The 17,781-nt window shown below is 38.1% G+C and carries 13 protein-coding genes; 8 read left to right on the top strand and 5 right to left on the bottom strand.

Translation table 11 applies throughout. The features are described 5' to 3' along the window. Complete coding sequence (gene fabF / locus NOX80_RS02680; protein ID WP_256551796.1) at window positions 1–1,254, bottom strand: beta-ketoacyl-ACP synthase II; 1,254 nt, start codon at window positions 1,252–1,254, stop codon at window positions 1–3. Window positions 1,255–1,445: 191 nt separating this feature from the next. After that, entirely contained in the window at window positions 1,446–1,682 is a 237-nt protein-coding gene (locus tag NOX80_RS02675) for an acyl carrier protein (protein WP_019037482.1), read from the bottom strand. A 174-nt stretch (window positions 1,683–1,856) separates the two neighbouring features. Between NOX80_RS02675 and purN the strand changes: the two genes are divergently transcribed. The 4 genes from purN to NOX80_RS02655 all read left to right on the top strand — a co-directional run bounded on the left by purN (window position 1,857) and on the right by NOX80_RS02655 (window position 5,897). Next, on the top strand, window positions 1,857–2,420 hold the full coding sequence (purN, locus tag NOX80_RS02670; protein ID WP_256551795.1) for a phosphoribosylglycinamide formyltransferase: 564 nt from the start codon (window positions 1,857–1,859) through the stop codon (window positions 2,418–2,420). After that, the gene (rnhA, locus tag NOX80_RS02665; RefSeq protein ID WP_256551794.1) at window positions 2,421–2,909 is read left to right on the top strand and encodes a ribonuclease HI; all 489 of its coding nucleotides are present in this window, start codon (window positions 2,421–2,423) and stop codon (window positions 2,907–2,909) included. It abuts the gene before it with no gap. Between the two features lie 87 nt (window positions 2,910–2,996). Beyond that, complete coding sequence (locus tag NOX80_RS02660; protein ID WP_256551793.1) at window positions 2,997–3,926, top strand: PfkB family carbohydrate kinase; 930 nt, start codon at window positions 2,997–2,999, stop codon at window positions 3,924–3,926. A 72-nt stretch (window positions 3,927–3,998) separates the two neighbouring features. Beyond that, window positions 3,999–5,897, top strand: a complete 1,899-nt coding sequence (locus NOX80_RS02655) for an amidophosphoribosyltransferase (protein WP_256551792.1) — start codon at window positions 3,999–4,001, stop codon at window positions 5,895–5,897. 224 nt (window positions 5,898–6,121) lie between these two features. Here NOX80_RS02655 and NOX80_RS02650 read toward each other — a convergent pair whose 3' ends face one another. After that, a complete protein-coding gene (locus NOX80_RS02650; protein WP_256551791.1) occupies window positions 6,122–6,730 on the bottom strand; it encodes a superoxide dismutase in 609 nt (202 codons plus the stop codon). Between the two features lie 118 nt (window positions 6,731–6,848). On the opposite strand from NOX80_RS02650, the gene NOX80_RS02645 reads away from it, so the two are divergent. The 4 genes from NOX80_RS02645 to NOX80_RS02630 all read left to right on the top strand — a co-directional run bounded on the left by NOX80_RS02645 (window position 6,849) and on the right by NOX80_RS02630 (window position 15,573). Then, window positions 6,849–10,001, top strand: a complete 3,153-nt coding sequence (locus NOX80_RS02645) for a UvrD-helicase domain-containing protein (protein WP_256551790.1) — start codon at window positions 6,849–6,851, stop codon at window positions 9,999–10,001. A gap of 33 nt (window positions 10,002–10,034) precedes the next feature. Next, window positions 10,035–11,231 (top strand): glycine C-acetyltransferase, encoded by a 1,197-nt coding sequence (gene kbl / locus NOX80_RS02640; RefSeq protein WP_256551789.1) that lies wholly within the window; start codon window positions 10,035–10,037, stop codon window positions 11,229–11,231. A 109-nt stretch (window positions 11,232–11,340) separates the two neighbouring features. Next, a complete protein-coding gene (locus NOX80_RS02635; protein WP_256551788.1) occupies window positions 11,341–12,744 on the top strand; it encodes an OmpA family protein in 1,404 nt (467 codons plus the stop codon). A 63-nt stretch (window positions 12,745–12,807) separates the two neighbouring features. Beyond that, the gene (locus tag NOX80_RS02630) at window positions 12,808–15,573 is read left to right on the top strand and encodes a PD-(D/E)XK nuclease family protein (protein WP_256551787.1); all 2,766 of its coding nucleotides are present in this window, start codon (window positions 12,808–12,810) and stop codon (window positions 15,571–15,573) included. Between the two features lie 3 nt (window positions 15,574–15,576). Here NOX80_RS02630 and NOX80_RS02625 read toward each other — a convergent pair whose 3' ends face one another. Continuing rightward, window positions 15,577–16,359, bottom strand: a complete 783-nt coding sequence (locus NOX80_RS02625) for an alpha/beta fold hydrolase (RefSeq protein ID WP_256551786.1) — start codon at window positions 16,357–16,359, stop codon at window positions 15,577–15,579. Between the two features lie 110 nt (window positions 16,360–16,469). Beyond that, window positions 16,470–17,762, bottom strand: a complete 1,293-nt coding sequence (locus tag NOX80_RS02620; protein ID WP_256551785.1) for an aminopeptidase P family protein — start codon at window positions 17,760–17,762, stop codon at window positions 16,470–16,472. Window positions 17,763–17,781: the final 19 nt, after the last annotated feature.

The raw sequence follows: 17,781 nt of genomic DNA, 5'->3' as shown, positions 1-17,781 counted from the left end.
CTACAGGTCCAATTTTTTTACAAGTACGCAAGCATTGTGGCCACCAAAACCAAAAGTATTACTCATAACCACTTTCATGTCTCTTTTCTGAGCCTGGTTAAAAGTGAAGTTTAATTTACTGTCGATATTTTCATCATCAGTAAAATGATTGATGGTTGGCGGAACAATTCCGTGTACAATAGAAAGGATTGAAGCAATCGCCTCAATGGCTCCGGCAGCACCTAGTAAGTGACCGGTCATCGATTTGGTAGCGTTCAGGTTCAGTGTATAAGCATGTTCACTGAATACGTGCTCTATTGCTTTGCTTTCAGCGATATCCCCAAGCGGAGTAGAAGTTCCGTGCATATTTACACCGTCTACATCGGTAGGTTGTAAACCGGCATCGCGTAAACAGTTTAGCATTACATTTTTAGCACCAAATCCTTCCGGATGCGGAGCTGTAATATGATGCGCATCAGCTGACATACCACCGCCACCTATTTCGCAATAGATTCGGGCACCACGAGCCACAGCGTGCTCATATTCTTCTAAAATCAAGGCACCGGCACCTTCACCTAAAACAAAACCTTCACGGTCTTTGTCCATCGGACGGGAAGCCGTTTTCGGATCGTTATTTCGGGTTGATAAGGCATGCATGGCATTAAAACCACCCATTCCGGCAATCGTTACAGCAGCTTCAGAACCTCCTGTTACCATCACATCAGCATGACCTAAACGAATGTAATTAAACGCATCGATAAGGGCATTTGTAGAGGAAGCACAGGCAGAAACCGTTGTAAAGTTAGGACCTCTGAAACCGTATTTAATTGAGATATGACCACCGGCAATATCAGCAATCATTTTAGGGATAAAGAAAGGATTGAATTTAGGGATTCCGTTTCCTTTGGCAAAATCAGTAACTTCCTGTTGGAACGTTTCCAAACCGCCAATTCCGGATCCCCAGATTACACCTACTCTGTCTTTGTCTAATTTATCAAAATTGAAATTAGCATCGTTAACCGCTTCTTCAGATGATACCATTGCATATTGTGCATAACGGTCCATTTTTCGAGCTTCTTTACGATCTATGAAATTCTCAACATTAAAACCTTTTAATTCGCAGGCAAATTGTGTTTTGAAGTTAGATGCATCAAAATAAGTAATCGGAGCGGCTCCGCTTACACCAGTAATAAGACCATTCCAGTATTCCTGAATATTGTTTCCAATAGGAGTAAGTGCACCTAATCCTGTTACTACAACTCGTCTTAATTTCATACGTTCAATTTTATAGTTTCAATTTAAACAAAAATACCCATGTTGTTTTCTTTTATAAACCAAAGGAAACATGGGCAATTTGATAATATATTTTATGATTGTTTCCAATCCGTGTATTTCTTAACCAAATACCTGTCGAAAAATAATAACACCCATGTATTCACGAGGAACACATGGGATTAATGAGGTTATTATTTTTTAGCTTCTTCTATGTAAGAGATAGCTTGGCCAACAGTAGAAATGTTTTCAGCTTGGTCATCTGGAATTTGAATATCGAATTCTTTTTCGAACTCCATAATAAGCTCAACAGTGTCTAATGAATCAGCTCCTAAATCGTTAGTGAAGCTTGCTTCCGTTACAACTTCGTTTTCGTCAACACCTAATTTGTCTACGATAATCGCTTTTACTCTTGATGCAATGTCTGACATAATCTTTAATTTTAAAATTTAATTTGTTGGCAAAAATAAAAAACTTTATTTTAAAACAACATTTTAGTTAATAAATGTAGCTACGAAAATAGAAAATTAATTTTAAAAGGCTCTCAAAAACTGTTTAATATCATTTATTATTCTTTTTTTTGCGGTCTGAAAAACAAAGGATAAATGAGAAAGATTGTCATATTTGCCTCGGGTTCGGGAAGCAATGCGGAAAAAATAATTTTACACTTTAAAAATAGTGATTCGGTGGTTGTTTCGGCTGTTTTTTCCAATAAACCGGATGCAAAAGTGCTGGAGAAAGCCGAAAATTTAGGCGTTTCAACTGTTCTTTTCGATCGAAATTCACTTTCTGACGGTACGGTTTTGACAAAAATTAACGCGATTCAACCGGATTTAATTGTCCTGGCCGGATTTTTATGGAAGTTTCCGGAGTCAATTATTGAACATTATCCGGGAAAAATCATCAACATTCATCCTGCCTTATTACCGAAATACGGAGGAAAAGGAATGTATGGAATGAATGTGCATCGCGCCATACTTGAAAACGGAGAGGAGAAAACCGGAATAACGATACATTATGTTAACGAACATTATGATGAAGGAGGTATTGTATTTCAGGCTGAAGTTTCGGTAGTCGATTGTACAACTCCGGAAGCCGTAGCGGCAAAAGTTCAGGAGTTAGAACACGAACACTTTCCGAAAGTAATCGAAAACTTATTGCGTAAATAAATGCATTCTCACGAAGTACATATATATACGGACGGCGCGGCAAAAGGAAATCCGGGTCCCGGCGGTTATGGTGTAATCCTGGAATGGGTAGGAAAACCGTATAAAAAAGAGTTTTATGAAGGATTTCGTCTTACAACCAATAATCGTATGGAATTGCTGGCTGTAATTGTGGGTTTGGAAAAATTAAAAATACAAGGAACCAGAGTACTCGTTGTTTCTGATTCCAAATATGTAGTGGATTCCGTATTGAAAAGATGGGTTTTCGGATGGGAAAAGAAAAACTTTACCGGAAAGAAAAATCCGGATTTGTGGATGCGTTTTCTAAAGATTTACCGAAAGCATCAGGTTGATTTTAAATGGATAAAAGGACATAGTAATCACCCTCAGAATGAGCGATGTGACCAACTGGCGGTAATGGCTTCGCAACAGGAAAAACTTTCGATAGATGCCTTTTATGAAAGAGAGCAGCGCAACGAAGGAATGGGATAAGAAACTTTACCAATACTTTGTGATGCTGAATCGTTGCAACTCTGAAACTTATGAAGTATATTTGCACCCTAATTTTCAACACGTTTTATGAATAAACTATTAATTGTAGGTACCGTTGCGTTTGATGCAATTGAAACACCATTCGGAAAAACTGACAAAATTTTAGGTGGAGCCGCTACCTATATCGGACTTTCAGCTTCATTTTTTAATATAAAATCAGCAATCGTATCTGTTGTAGGAGAGGATTTTCCGGAAACGTACCTGGACTTACTTAGAAATAAAAATATCGATATTTCAGGAATTGAAGTGGTAAAAGGCGGAAAAACGTTCTTTTGGAGCGGACGCTACCACAACGACTTGAATTCCAGAGATACATTAGATACACAATTGAATGTATTGGCGGATTTCCAACCGAAAGTACCGGCAGATTATACCGATGCTGATGTGGTTATGTTAGGAAACCTGCACCCGATTGTACAAAGCAGTGTACTGGATCAGATGACAGAGCGTCCGAAGTTAGTAGTATTGGATACTATGAATTTCTGGATGGACTGCGCTTTACCGGAATTGCTTGACGTGATGAAAAGAGTAGATGTAATTACTATTAATGATGAGGAAGCACGCCAATTGTCAGGAGAATATTCATTGGTAAAAGCGGCTGCTAAAATCCATACTATGGGGCCGAAATATGTGGTGATCAAAAAAGGAGAACACGGAGCATTATTGTTCCATAATAAAGATGTTTTCTTTGCACCGGCTTTACCGTTGGAAGAAGTTTTCGATCCAACCGGAGCCGGAGATACATTTGCGGGAGGATTCTCAGGATTTATCGCGCAAAGTGAAAACATTTCATTCGATAATATGAAAAATGCAATTGTATACGGTTCGAATCTGGCTTCATTCTGTGTGGAAGAATTCGGAACACAACGTATGGAACGTCTGGAAAAACACGAAGTGCTGTCCCGATTGCAGCAGTTTAAAGCCTTGACACAGTTCGACATCGCATTACAAGAATAACGGATACATCCGAAGCCTCGAAACGGGGCTTTTTTTATTAATACAAAACACAACAACAACAACACAACAACTATGAGTGACGCAATAAAACATGAGTGTGGCATTGCCCTTTTACGATTAAAAAAACCATTATCATTTTATAAAGAAAAGTATGGTTCTGCATTTTACGGAATACAGAAGATGTATCTGTTAATGGAGAAACAACATAACAGAGGGCAGGATGGTGCCGGTTTGGCGAGTATCAAACTGGATGTTGAACCGGGTGAACGCTATATCAGCAGAATCCGATCCAATCAGTCACAACCGATTCAGGATATTTTTGCACAGGTTAACCAACGAATTAATGAAGAGTTGACAGCGCATCCCGAATATAATGATAACGTTGACTTACAAAAACAGGAAATCCCGTATATCGGTGAATTGTTTTTAGGACACGTACGTTACGGAACTTTCGGTAAAAACAGTATCGAAAGTGTACACCCTTTTTTACGTCAGAATAACTGGATGCATCGTAATCTGATTGTAGCCGGGAATTTCAACATGACCAATGTAAAGGAACTTTTTGATGACTTAGTACGATTGGGACAACATCCGAAAGAAATGGCCGATACGGTAACCGTAATGGAAAAGATCGGACATTTTTTAGATGATGAAGTAACCGATTTGTATCAGCAATGTAAAAATGAAGGGTTAAGTAAAAGAGAAGCTTCTCCGGTTATTGCTGAGCGTTTGGATATTGGTCGTATTTTACGTCGTGCATCCAAAAACTGGGACGGAGGTTATGCTATGGCCGGACTTTTAGGTCATGGTGATGCGTTTGTAACCCGTGATCCGGCTGGAATTCGTCCGGCGTTTTACTATCAGGATGATGAAATCGTGGTAGTGGCATCGGAAAGACCGGTGATTCAAACCGTATTTAATGTGCCGTTTGAAGCAATCCGTGAAATTACACCGGGACATGCCATTATTGTTAAAAAGGACGGAAGTGTATTGGATGAGCAAATCCGGGAAGCTTTACCGTTAAAGGCGTGTTCATTCGAAAGAATTTATTTTTCAAGAGGAAGTGATGCGCAAATTTATCAGGAGCGAAAAGAATTAGGAAAACTGATTATGCCGGCGGTATTGGAAGCAATCGGAAATGATACGGATAATACGGTGTTCTCTTATATTCCGAATACAGCGGAAACGTCTTTTTACGGAATGGTAGAAGCGGCTCAGGACTTTTTGAATCAACGTAAGATTTCGGATATTCTGGCGAATAAAGAAGAACTTACATCTGAAAAATTACAGGAAATACTATCCGTAAAACTCAGAACGGAGAAAGTAGCGATTAAAGATGCGAAACTACGTACGTTTATTACGGAAGACAGTAGTCGTGATGATTTAGTAGCACACGTATATGATGTAACTTATGGAGTGATCAAGCCAACGGATAATTTGGTTATCATTGACGATAGTATCGTAAGGGGAACAACCCTGAAAAAGAGTATCATCAAAATGATGGATCGTTTGCATCCGAAGAAAATTGTAATTGTCTCTTCAGCTCCGCAAATCCGTTACCCGGATTGTTACGGGATTGATATGGCAAAACTGGAAGGACTTGTTGCTTTTCAGGCTACATTGGAACTTTTGAAAGAACGAAACCTGTACCATTTGGTGGAAGAAGTATATCGAAAATCAAAAGAACAGGAAAATCTTCCGGATAGTGAAATTGTAAACTATGTAAAAGAAATATATGCACCGTTTACGGATCAGGAGATTTCCGATAAAATTGCGGAAATGTTAACCTCTTCTTCTGTAAATGCCGAAATCAAAATTATTTTCCAGACAGTGGATAATCTGCATAAAGCGTGCCCTGAAAATTTAGGAGATTGGTACTTTACGGGTGACTATCCGACCAACGGAGGTAACCGTGTTGTGAACCGGGCTTTTATGAATTTTTACGAAGGTAAGGACGCCCGCGCTTACTAAAGTAGTTAAAAACACGCTTTTTATCGAATTTATTAGTCGATAATCTGATTTTTTTGATAGCGAAAAGCATTGACAATACATTTGTATCACCATAGCATTAGTAGGTTAAGTTTATGGTAGATTTGGGGCAAAAAGGGTGGAATTCTATTCCACCTTTTTATTTTTAAGGCAATAAAAAACCCGACAGTACTACTATCGGGTATATTTAGTGAGAATAAGCTGTATTATTTTGCAGCAGCAAAACGTTTAGCCACTTCTGCCCAGTTAATCACATTGAAAAATGCCTCAATATAATCAGGTCTTCTGTTTTGATAGTTCAGGTAGTAAGCATGTTCCCAAACATCCATTCCTAAAATAGGAGTTCCGCCACATCCGATACCCGGCATTAATGGATTATCTTGATTTGGTGTACCACAAACATCAAGTTTTCCACCTTTTTGAACACATAACCAAGCCCATCCTGAACCGAACTGTGTAGCACCGGCTTTAGAGAACTGCGCTTTAAATTCATCAAAAGAACCGAAAGAAGCATTGATAGCCTCAGCTAACTCTCCTGTTGGTTGTCCGCCACCGTTTGGCGTCATCACTTCCCAAAATAAATTATGATTGTAGAAACCGCCACCGTTATTACGAACAGCTGCTTTAGATAAATCAAGTCCGGTAAGGATTTCTTCAATTGTTTTTCCTTCTAAATCCGTTCCTGCAATTGCAGCGTTTAAATTGGTAGTATAAGCATTGTGATGCTTAGAATGATGGATCTCCATCGTACGGGCATCAATATGAGGCTCTAACGCATCATAAGCATATGGAAGTTTTGGTAATTCGAAAGCCATAGTATTTTATTTAAAGATTAGTATTAATTTTATTCAAAATTATAAATTATACTTTGGATTAAAAAATAGTAATTTTCTATTCCGATATTGGTAATGCCAATATAAACATTTCTTAACTGTGGAAAAAACAGCTTTCTCAATTTACGATGCCTCAGCCGGATCCGGAAAAACCTATACGCTTGTAAAAGAGTATCTTAAAATTCTGTTGACGGCCGATTCGAATGATGCGTATAAAAAAATTCTGGCCATTACTTTTACAAATAAAGCAGTAGAAGAAATGAAAACGAGAATTGTAAACGGTTTGTCTGAATTTTCAAAACCGGATACAAATGATAAAGCTTTGGATCTGATGCAGGATATTTCAGCTGAAACCCGATTGAGCCTGGCAACCATAAAAGATAAATCAAAAGCGATCATTAAAAACATCATCCATAATTATGCGTCTTTTGATATTTCCACTATTGATAAGTTTACCCATAAAGTGATTCGTGCTTTTGCACACGATTTAAATCTCCCGGTAACGTTTGATGTTTCATTGGAAACCGATTCGTTATTACAGGAAGCGGTGGATGCTATAGTGGCCAAAGCAGGAGAGGATAGTGAGCTTACCGGTATTTTAGTTGACTTTTCTGTGGATAAAACCGATAACGACAGAAGTTGGGATGTAACCGGAGAGTTGTTGGATGTGGGACGTTTATTGCTTAATGAAAATAACCGCAATGAGATTCATAACTTTCAGGATAAATCGATTGAGGAATTTTTAATCGTTAAAAAGAAGCTCACGGATGCGGTGACGCGTCTCGATGAAGATAGTGTGGAGAAAGCCGATCAGGCTATGGCATTGATTGAAAGTAAAGGAATTGATCTGAAATCGTTTTCACGAGGGACCTTTCCGAATCATTTGGGGTATATTCAAAAAGGAGAATTAAAAAGTTCGCATAAAAAGTTTAGAGAAATTGAAGATATAGCGGTTAATAAAACCGCGAAAGATAAAGCTATAATCGAATCGATAGCCGGTGAGCTGATCGCTATTCTGGATGCGGTTTATAAAAATTATGAAAAAAAGAATTTCTACACAGCCTTTCTGAAAAATATAACGCCATTGTCGTTGTTGAATTCGATTAGTCAGGAATTAGAGCGGATTCAGAAAGAACAGAATATATTGTCGATTTCAGAATTCAATGCTATTATTTATAAAGAAATTCAAAACCAGCCGGCGCCGTTTATTTACGAACGATTAGGAGAACGTTACCGTCACTTTTTTATCGATGAGTTTCAGGATACCTCCGAAATGCAATGGCATAACCTGATTCCGCTGATCGATAATGCACTGGCAAGTGAAGATCTGTCAGGTGTAAAAGGATCATTGATGATTGTAGGCGATCCGAAACAATCGATTTATCGATGGCGAGGCGGAAAAGCAGAACAATTTATTGCGCTGAGTAAATGTCATAATCCGTTTTCTAATCCGGATAAAAAACTGATCCGACTGGAGAAAAATTACAGAAGCTACTCGGAAGTTATAGCGTTTAATAATGCTTTTTTTGCGATGTTGGCCGATGAGTTTTCGGATGAAGATTATCAGGATCTTTATAGGAATCATAGTTATCAGGAAACCAATTCCAAAACAGGCGGCTATGTAAATATCTCTTTTATTCCCAATGTGGATGAAGTAACGGACGAGGACGGAGAAGAACCGAATGATAAAGAACAACTGTATCTTAAGGCAACTTTAAAAACGATAGAAGATGTGGTTGAAAAAGGTTTTGCGTATAAGGATATTGTATTGCTTACGCGTAAGCGATCGTCCGGAGTGGCATTGGCAAATTATCTGACCGAAAGCGGAATTAAAATCTTGTCTTCTGAAACATTGCTTATTGAAAATGCAACTGAAGTAAGGTTGATTCTTAATGTCTTGCGCTATCTGAAAAATAATAAAGATAAAGAATCAAAAGCGGCTTTTCTGTATTTTGTGGCGCGCTATCGTCAAACGGTATTGCCGGTTCATGATTGTATCGAAAAGGGCATGCAGCAGGAAACAGAAGCCGGTTTGGAAAAATGGCTACAGGAATTGGGTGTCGGAATTTCATTTGATGATTGCAGGAAAAAATCATTATACGAAACAGTAGAGATTATCATCGCTGTTTTTATCAAAGAAAGAAGTACGGTTTCATATGTGCAGTATTTCCTGGATCTGGTTTTGGAAAGAGATGTGCGGACACAATCGGGAATAGCCGATTTTCTGGATTACTGGAACAAAAACGGATCGAAATTTAGTATTCCGTCACCCGAAGGAAATGACGCTGTTCGGATTATGACCATTCATAAATCGAAAGGCTTGGAATTTCCGGTGGTGATTTTTCCGTTTGCGGAGGAAAATTATGCAACGGCACCGCGAAATAAAATGTGGCTGGAAATAGAGGAAGAAGAGTTGGCGGTTACAAAAGCGTTGGTAGATGCAAAAAAAGAAGTGTCGGAATACGGTGGCAAAGCAGCTGAGGTTTACGAAGAGAAAAGCCAGCAGGATATTTTGGATAATATCAACGTATTGTATGTGGCGTTGACCCGGGCGGAAGAACAATTGTATGTTATTACGGGACGAAACGTAAACAGTAAAGGAGAATTGCAAAATAATATGTCATCCTATTTTATAAAATATCTCGATTTTAAAGGAGTGTATGATGAAAATAAGATGTACTTTGAATTCGGAGATCCGGAAAGAAAATCAACGAAACTATTACAGGTTGATACGCAACAGTTGATCGTGGAGGTAAATGAAAAACTGGATCCGAAAGCGATAAAAATAGCGCAGCGGGAAGCATTAATGTGGGGAACGGTTCAGGAAAAAGCAATTGAATTCGGAAATGTATTACACGAAATTTTATCTTTTGTGAAAACGAAAAACGACATTCCGCAAGCTTTAATAAAAGCACAGGAAAGCGGTTTGATTGTAAGGGCACAACACGAAGATGTGGCTAAAATGCTGTACGAAATTGTGAATCACGAAGCATTACAGGTGTTTTTTGAGGAAGCAGATAAAATATACAACGAACAGAATATTATTAAAAAAGACAGCAGAACGATAAAGCCGGATCGGGTTGTGCTTCGCGGAGAAGAGGCTTATTTGCTGGATTATAAAACCGGAGCACATAAACCGCAATATATTCGTCAGTTGGAAGAATATGAAATGGCATTACAGGAAATGGGATACCGGGTAGCGAAAAAAACATTGGTGTATATAGGGGAAACTTTAAATGTAATACATTTGTAACCGGAATAATAATAACCGAATAAACAGCATACCATGTACGGAAAAATTAAAGATTATTTACAGAACGAGTTAACTACGATTCAGGATAACGGATTATTTAAAAAAGAGCGAATCATAACATCGCCGCAAGGTGCGGAAATCACGATTTCAACAGGAGAAACGGTGTTGAATTTTTGTGCCAATAACTACCTTGGATTATCATCGCATCCGGAAGTGGTTCAGGCGGCAAAAGACGCATTGGATACACACGGATTCGGAATGTCGTCGGTTCGTTTTATCTGTGGAACACAGGATATTCATAAAACATTAGAGCAGAAGATCGCCGATTTTTACGGTACGGAAGATACAATCCTTTATGCCGCTGCTTTTGATGCTAACGGAGGTGTTTTTGAGCCGCTTTTAGGAGAAGAAGATGCGATCATTTCAGATAGTTTAAATCATGCTTCAATTATTGACGGAGTACGTTTGTGTAAAGCAGCGCGTTACCGTTATGAAAACAACAATATGGAAGATCTTGAGCAGCAATTGATCAAGGCAAATGCTGAAGGAAGACGTTTTAAATTGATTGTAACGGACGGTGTTTTTTCGATGGATGGTTTAGTGGCGCCATTAGATAAAATCTGTGATTTAGCAGACAAATATGATGCTATGGTGATGGTAGACGAATGCCACGCAGCCGGATTTATAGGAGCGACCGGAAAAGGGACATTAGAGGCTAAAAACGTAATGGGAAGAGTCGATATTATTACCGGAACTTTAGGGAAAGCCTTAGGGGGAGCAATGGGAGGATATACTACGGCCAAAAAAGAAATTATTGAATTGTTAAGACAACGTTCAAGACCGTATTTGTTTTCAAATTCATTAGCGCCGTCTATTGTTGGCGCTTCGATTAAGGTTTTTGAATTGTTGGAAAAAGATACTACATTGCGGGATAAACTGGAATGGAATACCAATTATTTTAAAGCCGGAATGAAAGCAGCCGGATTAGATATTATTGACGGTGATTCTGCAATTGTGCCGGTAATGCTTTACGATGCGAAATTATCGCAGGTAATGGCAGATGAGCTACTTAAAAAAGGAATCTATGTAACGGGATTCTTTTATCCGGTGGTTCCGAAAGATAAAGCAAGAATTCGGGTACAATTATCTGCGGGCCATTCGAAAGAGCATTTAGACAAGGCAATTAACGCCTTTACAGAGGTTGGAAAGGCCTTGGGAGTGATTCAGTAAGAAGTTTTTAGTAAGAAAAAGCGAATTTTTTAACAAATTGCTTTGTAGTTAATATTTTACATCTTACTTTTGCTGTAATTATAACGTATTGTAATTAAATAAAAAAAGTATGAGACATCTAAACAAATTATTCGTAGCAGCATTGATGTTTGCGGGTCTTAGTTCGCAGGCTCAGGATAGTAATAACCCTTGGGCTATTACAATTGGTGCGAACGCTGTAGACACAAGATTCAGTGCTAGCAAGAAATTAGAAGACCAATTTTCACAGTATTTTAACGCAAAAGACAACTGGAATATCATTCCTTCAGTTTCTTTCGTTAACGTTTCTAGACACATTGGAGATAACTTCTCTTTCGGTGTGACTGGATCGGTAAACAAAATTACTAAACACGTTTTACCACGAGTTACTGTACCTGGAGACTACACTGTAGTAAATCCTGGAGATTTATCTTACTATGGAATTGATGGGGTTATCAACTATAGCTTCATGAACCTTATCGGATCTAAAGTTATTGACCCGTCTGCTCACATTGGTGGAGGTTATACTTTCTTCGGAGACGCTAGTACAGGAACTGTTAACGGAGGTTTAGGTTTAACTTTCTGGTTCTCTGAAAACGTAGGTTTATCTTTCCGTTCAACTTACAAACATTCATTTGATGAGACAAGAGATCCGTCAATCGACGTTCCTTCTCACATGCAACACTTCGCAGGTATTACTTTCAAATTCGGAGGTAAAGATACAGACGGAGACGGAATCTATGATAAAGATGACGCTTGTCCGGATGTACCTGGTTTAAAAGAATTCCAAGGTTGTCCTGATACAGACGGAGACGGAATTCCAGATAAAGATGACGCTTGTCCAGATGTAGCTGGTCCTAAAGAATTCCAAGGTTGTCCTGATACAGACGGAGACGGAATTCCTGATAAAGATGATGCTTGTCCTGAAGTAGCTGGTCCAAAACAATTCAACGGATGTCCTGATACAGACGGTGACGGTGTGCCAGATAACTTAGACAAATGTCCTGAAGTTAAAGGTCCAAAAGAAAATGGTGGATGTCCTTGGCCAGATAGAGATGGTGACGGTGTGCCAGATAAAGATGATAAATGTCCAGACGTAAAAGGAACTGTTGCTAACAACGGATGTCCTGAAGTATCTGACGAAACTATCAAAAAATTAAACGCTTACGCTAAAACTATCTTGTTCAACTCTGGTAAAGCTACTTTCCAAAAACAAACTTTCCCGGTATTACAGTCAATCACTGCAATCTTAAAAGAGTATCCTCATGCAAGATTCAGCATCGAAGGACATACTGATAGCGATGGTAAAGATTCATTCAACCAGAAATTATCTGAAGAGAGAGCTAAAGCTGTTAAAGATTATTTAATCGAAAACGGAATTGATTTCGAAAGATTATCTTCAATCGGATACGGTGAAACTAAACCAATCGATACTAACAAAACTGCGAAAGGTAAAGCTAACAACAGACGTGTAGAAGTTAAATTAATCAAATAATTTACGACACAAATAAATAACGAAAACGCCCCGATTATCGGGGCGTTTTTTTATTTTTATAGCATGACTACATTTTCCTTTTTAGATAAACTCAGCACCGCAATTATAGATCAGTATCAAGGAAATATATCTGATGTGGTTATCGTACTGCCCAATAAAAGAGCAAAAATATTTTTAATCGAAGCATTAAAAAAGCAACTGACCGGGACACTCTTTGCTCCAGAAATTGTGAGTATTGAAGATTTTATTCAGGATGTGGCCGGAATACGAACCTGTGATAATATTGAATTGCTGTTTGAGTTTTACGATGTGTATCTGGAAATAACACCCGAAGAAAAGCAACAATCTTTCGAGCTTTTTGCAAATTGGGCAAAAACACTTTTGCAGGATTTTAATGAGATCGATCGTTACCTGCTTAAACCGAGCTACGTGTTTTCATATCTGAAAGATATCGAAGATATAAAACACTGGTCGCTGGATTTGGAAAAAAGGACAACAATGATCGAGAATTATCTTGAATTCTGGAATTTGTTACCGCGATATTACGAAGCACTTTATGGGCATTTGTTGCGAAAAGGAATCGGCTATCAAGGGCTGATTTACCGGGAAGCAGTTGAAAATCTAAATTATTTTTCGGAAACTTTAGGAACAAAAAAACTCATTTTTGCAGGTTTTAATGCCTTGAATCAGGCGGAAGAAAAGATCATTCAACAACTATTATTCAACGATCAGGCAAAAATATATTGGGATATTGATGCCGTTTTTTTAAACGATTCATTTCATGATGCCGGACTATTTGTACGCCGGTTTAAAAAAGAATGGAAACAATATACCGCACAACCTTTTGAATGGATTGTAAACGACTTTAGTCAGGAAAAAAACATTCAGATAATCGGAACTCCGAAAACTGTGGGACAGGCAAAAATTGCCGGAAAACTAATAGAAGAAATTCAGTTAAAAACGGAAAGCCTCGATAAGGTAGCATTGGTTTTAGGAGAAGAGAATTTATTGATTCCGGTATTGTATGCGTTACCCTCATCCGTAGATAGTCTCAATATCACGATGGGATATAGCAGTAAAAACAACCCGGCGCAAATATTGATAAATAAGCTGTTTAAATTGCATACAAACGCAATTCAGCGCGACGAAAAGCATTATGTGTTTTATTATAAGGAAATCTTAGATATTCTGACGCATCCATTGGTTGAGCCATACGTAAAAGCCGGCCATTTGGTACAAGTAATAAATCAAAATAACATCACGTTCCTGACGCAAAAAAAACTGCTTGAAATTCAGGAAACCCCATCTGTTTTATTTCGTCTGTTATTCGAAAAATGGAATGATAAAAGTGTAGGCGATATATTGGATAAACTATCGCAAACATTGCTGGCAATAAAATCATTTTTAAGTAATGATAACGAAGAAGATAAATTGTCGAAAACATTTTTATATTCTGTTTTTAAGGTTGTTAATAAGCTAATTAATTACTACGAAGCCCATCCTAAAATCGATACAATCAGTACGCTTTATACCGTATATAAGCAAGTGATTGACCTTGCAGAAGTTTCTTTTGAAGGAGAACCGTTAACCGGACTACAGATAATGGGAGTTTTAGAAAGTAGAGTTCTTGATTTTGAAACAGTTATTGTTACGTCCATGAATGAAGGCAAATTCCCGGCCGGAAAGACGATGAATTCGTTTATTCCATACGATGTTAAACGGGAATTGGGATTACCGACATACAAAGAGAAGGATGCTATTTATAGTTATCACTTTTACCATTTACTGTTACGGGCTAAGAATATTTACCTGTTGTATAATACTGAAAGTGAAGGATTGGATGCCGGTGAACGAAGTCGCTTCCTGACACAATTGGAAATAGAAAAGCAACCGAATCACAAATTATCCCATCAGATTTATAATGCCTTCTTACCGGATAAAGCTTACGAATCGGTTTCGGTGCCCAAATCGGATCGAATTATGGCGCGTTTAAAAGAAATTGCAACCGGGAAAGGTTTTTCGCCTTCCGGACTTACCGCCTATATGCGAAATCCGATACAGTTTTATAACCAGCGAATTTTACGTATTTCGGAAGTGGAAGAAGTAGAAGAGAATATTGCGCTAAATACATTGGGAACCATTATTCACGCCACTTTAGAAGAATTGTATAAGCCTTATCAAAATAAGTTTCTCTCGCTTTCGGATGTCGACTGGATGTTTGCGATGGCAAATGGTGAGGTGGAAAAACAATTCCGCTTGGAATATAAAGAAGGAGAAATCACAAAAGGGAAAAACCTGTTGGCTTTTGAAGTAGCGAAACGAAACGTTTATAATTTTTTAAGAGAAGAAAAAAGAAAACTGGAAGAAGGTGACGCGGTTAAAATTATTGCGCTGGAAACACCTTTGGAACGTGTTTTGGAAGATAATCGCTTGCCTTTTCCGGTTAAAATTGCCGGAAATGTAGACCGAATTGAAATCCGAAACGGAAAGGTTCGAATTGTAGATTATAAAACCGGAAAAGTTTTAAAAACTAATGTACAGTTAAAAGAATGGACCGGTTTAACTGATGATATTAAGAATGATAAAATAATCCAATTGCTGTGTTATGCTTTTATGTATGAAGAAAAGGCGGCAGGACAGGAAATGGAAGTCGGAATCGTATCTTTTAAAAATATGAAAAGCGGATTTATGCCTTTTGGAAGAAAAATCGAAAAAGATTTTGAAACCATAGTTACTCCCGAAATTATGGACGATTTTAAAACACAGATTATAATACTGATCAATGAAATTTTAGATCAAAATATCCCTTTTGAGGAAAAGATAAAATAATAGTTATAGGGCTTTAAAAAAATCGCGTAAAACGACCAGTAATTCCTGTTGATTTTCCAGATGACTCATATGCCCGTCATTAAAAGTAACCAGTTTTACATTAGTGTTTTCAATTTGCTCCAAACTATCATTGTAGTTTAAAACCGGATCTTTTTTGCCTAGAATTAAGAGTATCGGGTAAGGAGCAAAATGCAAAATAACTTCCCGGTCATTTCGTGTTTTCATGCCTTCCAATGCTGCAATGATACCTTGTAACGGAGTTTTTAAAGCTTCAGATTTCACAGTTTCGATCACATCAGCCAGTCTGCTTCGGTTTTCTTCGCTAAAAAGATTGGAAATCGACATTTTTATAAAGTTCGTATAACTTTGTTTAACGGCAACAATGGCTCTGTCGCGGTTGCGTTTGCGCTCCTCACTGTCGGCTCTGGAAGTTGAATTTAAAAGCACAATACCTTTGATGTAATCCGGATACAGTTCGGCGAAAGCCAATGCTACATAACCGCCCATTGAATGACCGATAAAAGCCGCTTTCCGAATGCGAAGTTCGCTTAGAATGGTGTGTACGGCATCAGCCATATCTTCCATACTATGAATATATCCGATGGATTCCGATTGTCCGTGACCTAATAAATCAATAGTGATAATGCGGTACTTTTTTGAAAATTCGGCTGCGAAAAAATCCCACATACCGGCATTTTCAAGAAATCCGTGAAGAAAAACCAATGTAGTTCCTTTTCCGGTATCGGTATAGGCGATTTTAGCGTTTTTAAAAAGAGTAAACTTCAAGGTAAGTCATTTTCGATACTGCAAAAATAAATAATAAAGCGGGATAACAGCAAAAGAAAACGACTTACAAATTTAATTGTAAGCCGTTTTAATTATTTAGAAAGCTATTATTAAGCGTTCATTATGCTTTCGATTTCATCTGCTTCAATCGGAATATTACGCATCAGATTGAAAGGTTCTCCTTGAGATTGGATCACAACATCATCTTCAATACGGATTCCGAATCCTTCAGCCGGAATGTAAATACCCGGTTCAATTGTGAAAACCATATTAGCTTGCATCGGCTCATGTAATAAACCGTAATCGTGCGTGTCTAATCCCATATGGTGCGATGTTCCGTGCATAAAATATTTTTTATATGCCGGCCATTCCGGATTTTCGTTTTGTACATCGGCTTTGTCCAATAATCCTAAACCTAATAATTCAGAAGTCATAATTTTACCGACTTCCACATGATATTGTTTCCAGAAATTACCCGGAACCAACATTTTAGCCGCTTCATTTTTTACGCGCAATACAGCATCGTATACTTCGCGTTGTCTTTTGGAATAACGTCCGGAAACCGGAATTGTACGGGTCATGTCGCTGGAATAGTTCGCATATTCGGCGCCGACATCTAACAATAATAAGTCGCCTTCATTACATTGCTGGTTGTTTTCGATATAGTGTAAAACATTCGCATTGTTACCCGAAGCGATTATTGGAGTGTAAGCAAAACCTTTAGAGCGATTTCGTAAAAATTCGTGCATGAATTCGGCCTCGATTTCATATTCCATAACACCCGGTTTTACAAACGATAATACACGACGGAAACCTTTTTCAGTGATATTACATGCTTGTTGGATTAGATCCAGTTCTTCGCTTTCTTTAACAGAACGAAGACGTTGTAAAATCGGATTGCTTTTTTCTACTTTATGAGCCGGATAGTTTTCTTTCCACCATTTTACAAAACGAGCCTCACGTGTCTCCGTCTCAACAGAAGCACGGTAATGTTCATTGGTATTGATGTAGATTGTATCAGCATATGTCATCAGTTCGTATAAAACCTTTTTGAAATCCTGAAGCCAGTAAACGGTTTTGATTCCGGAAACCTCAAATGCGCGTTCTTTCGTCAGTTTCTCTCCTTCCCATACAGCGATATGATCGTTGGTTTCTCTTAGGAAAAGAATTTCTCTCTGATGTTCGTAAGGTGCATCCGGGAAAAGTAATAAGATACTCTCTTCCTGATCTACACCCGACAGGTAAAATATATCGCGATGTTGTGCAAACGGCAAAGTACTGTCGGCACTTACGGGATAGATATCATTAGAGTTAAAAATAGCAACACTGTTTGGTTTCATAGCCGCACTAAATTTTTTGCGGTTTTTTATGAAAAGGTTTCGGTCAATCTGATGGTATTTCATAACGAAATAAATTTAAATG

Origin of the sequence: Flavobacterium cerinum (assembly GCF_024496085.1) — a bacterium.
GTDB classification, from domain to species: domain Bacteria; phylum Bacteroidota; class Bacteroidia; order Flavobacteriales; family Flavobacteriaceae; genus Flavobacterium; species Flavobacterium cerinum_A.
The sequence above is the reverse complement of the archived record's forward strand: the minus strand, read 5'-3'. Positions and strand labels throughout refer to the sequence as shown.

Bases quoted from the DNA above. Each gene is read 5' to 3' on its own strand.
- fabF (WP_256551796.1), bottom strand. From the start codon at position 1,254: ATGAAATTAAGACGAGTTGTAGTAACAGGATTAGGTGCACTTACTCCT.
- NOX80_RS02675 (WP_019037482.1), bottom strand. From the start codon at position 1,682: ATGTCAGACATTGCATCAAGAGTAAAAGCGATTATCGTAGACAAATTA.
- purN (WP_256551795.1), top strand. From the start codon at position 1,857: ATGAGAAAGATTGTCATATTTGCCTCGGGTTCGGGAAGCAATGCGGAA.
- rnhA (WP_256551794.1), top strand. From the start codon at position 2,421: ATGCATTCTCACGAAGTACATATATATACGGACGGCGCGGCAAAAGGA.
- NOX80_RS02660 (WP_256551793.1), top strand. From the start codon at position 2,997: ATGAATAAACTATTAATTGTAGGTACCGTTGCGTTTGATGCAATTGAA.
- NOX80_RS02655 (WP_256551792.1), top strand. From the start codon at position 3,999: ATGAGTGACGCAATAAAACATGAGTGTGGCATTGCCCTTTTACGATTA.
- NOX80_RS02650 (WP_256551791.1), bottom strand. From the start codon at position 6,730: ATGGCTTTCGAATTACCAAAACTTCCATATGCTTATGATGCGTTAGAG.
- kbl (WP_256551789.1), top strand. From the start codon at position 10,035: ATGTACGGAAAAATTAAAGATTATTTACAGAACGAGTTAACTACGATT.
- NOX80_RS02635 (WP_256551788.1), top strand. From the start codon at position 11,341: ATGAGACATCTAAACAAATTATTCGTAGCAGCATTGATGTTTGCGGGT.
- NOX80_RS02630 (WP_256551787.1), top strand. From the start codon at position 12,808: ATGACTACATTTTCCTTTTTAGATAAACTCAGCACCGCAATTATAGAT.
- NOX80_RS02620 (WP_256551785.1), bottom strand. From the start codon at position 17,762: ATGAAATACCATCAGATTGACCGAAACCTTTTCATAAAAAACCGCAAA.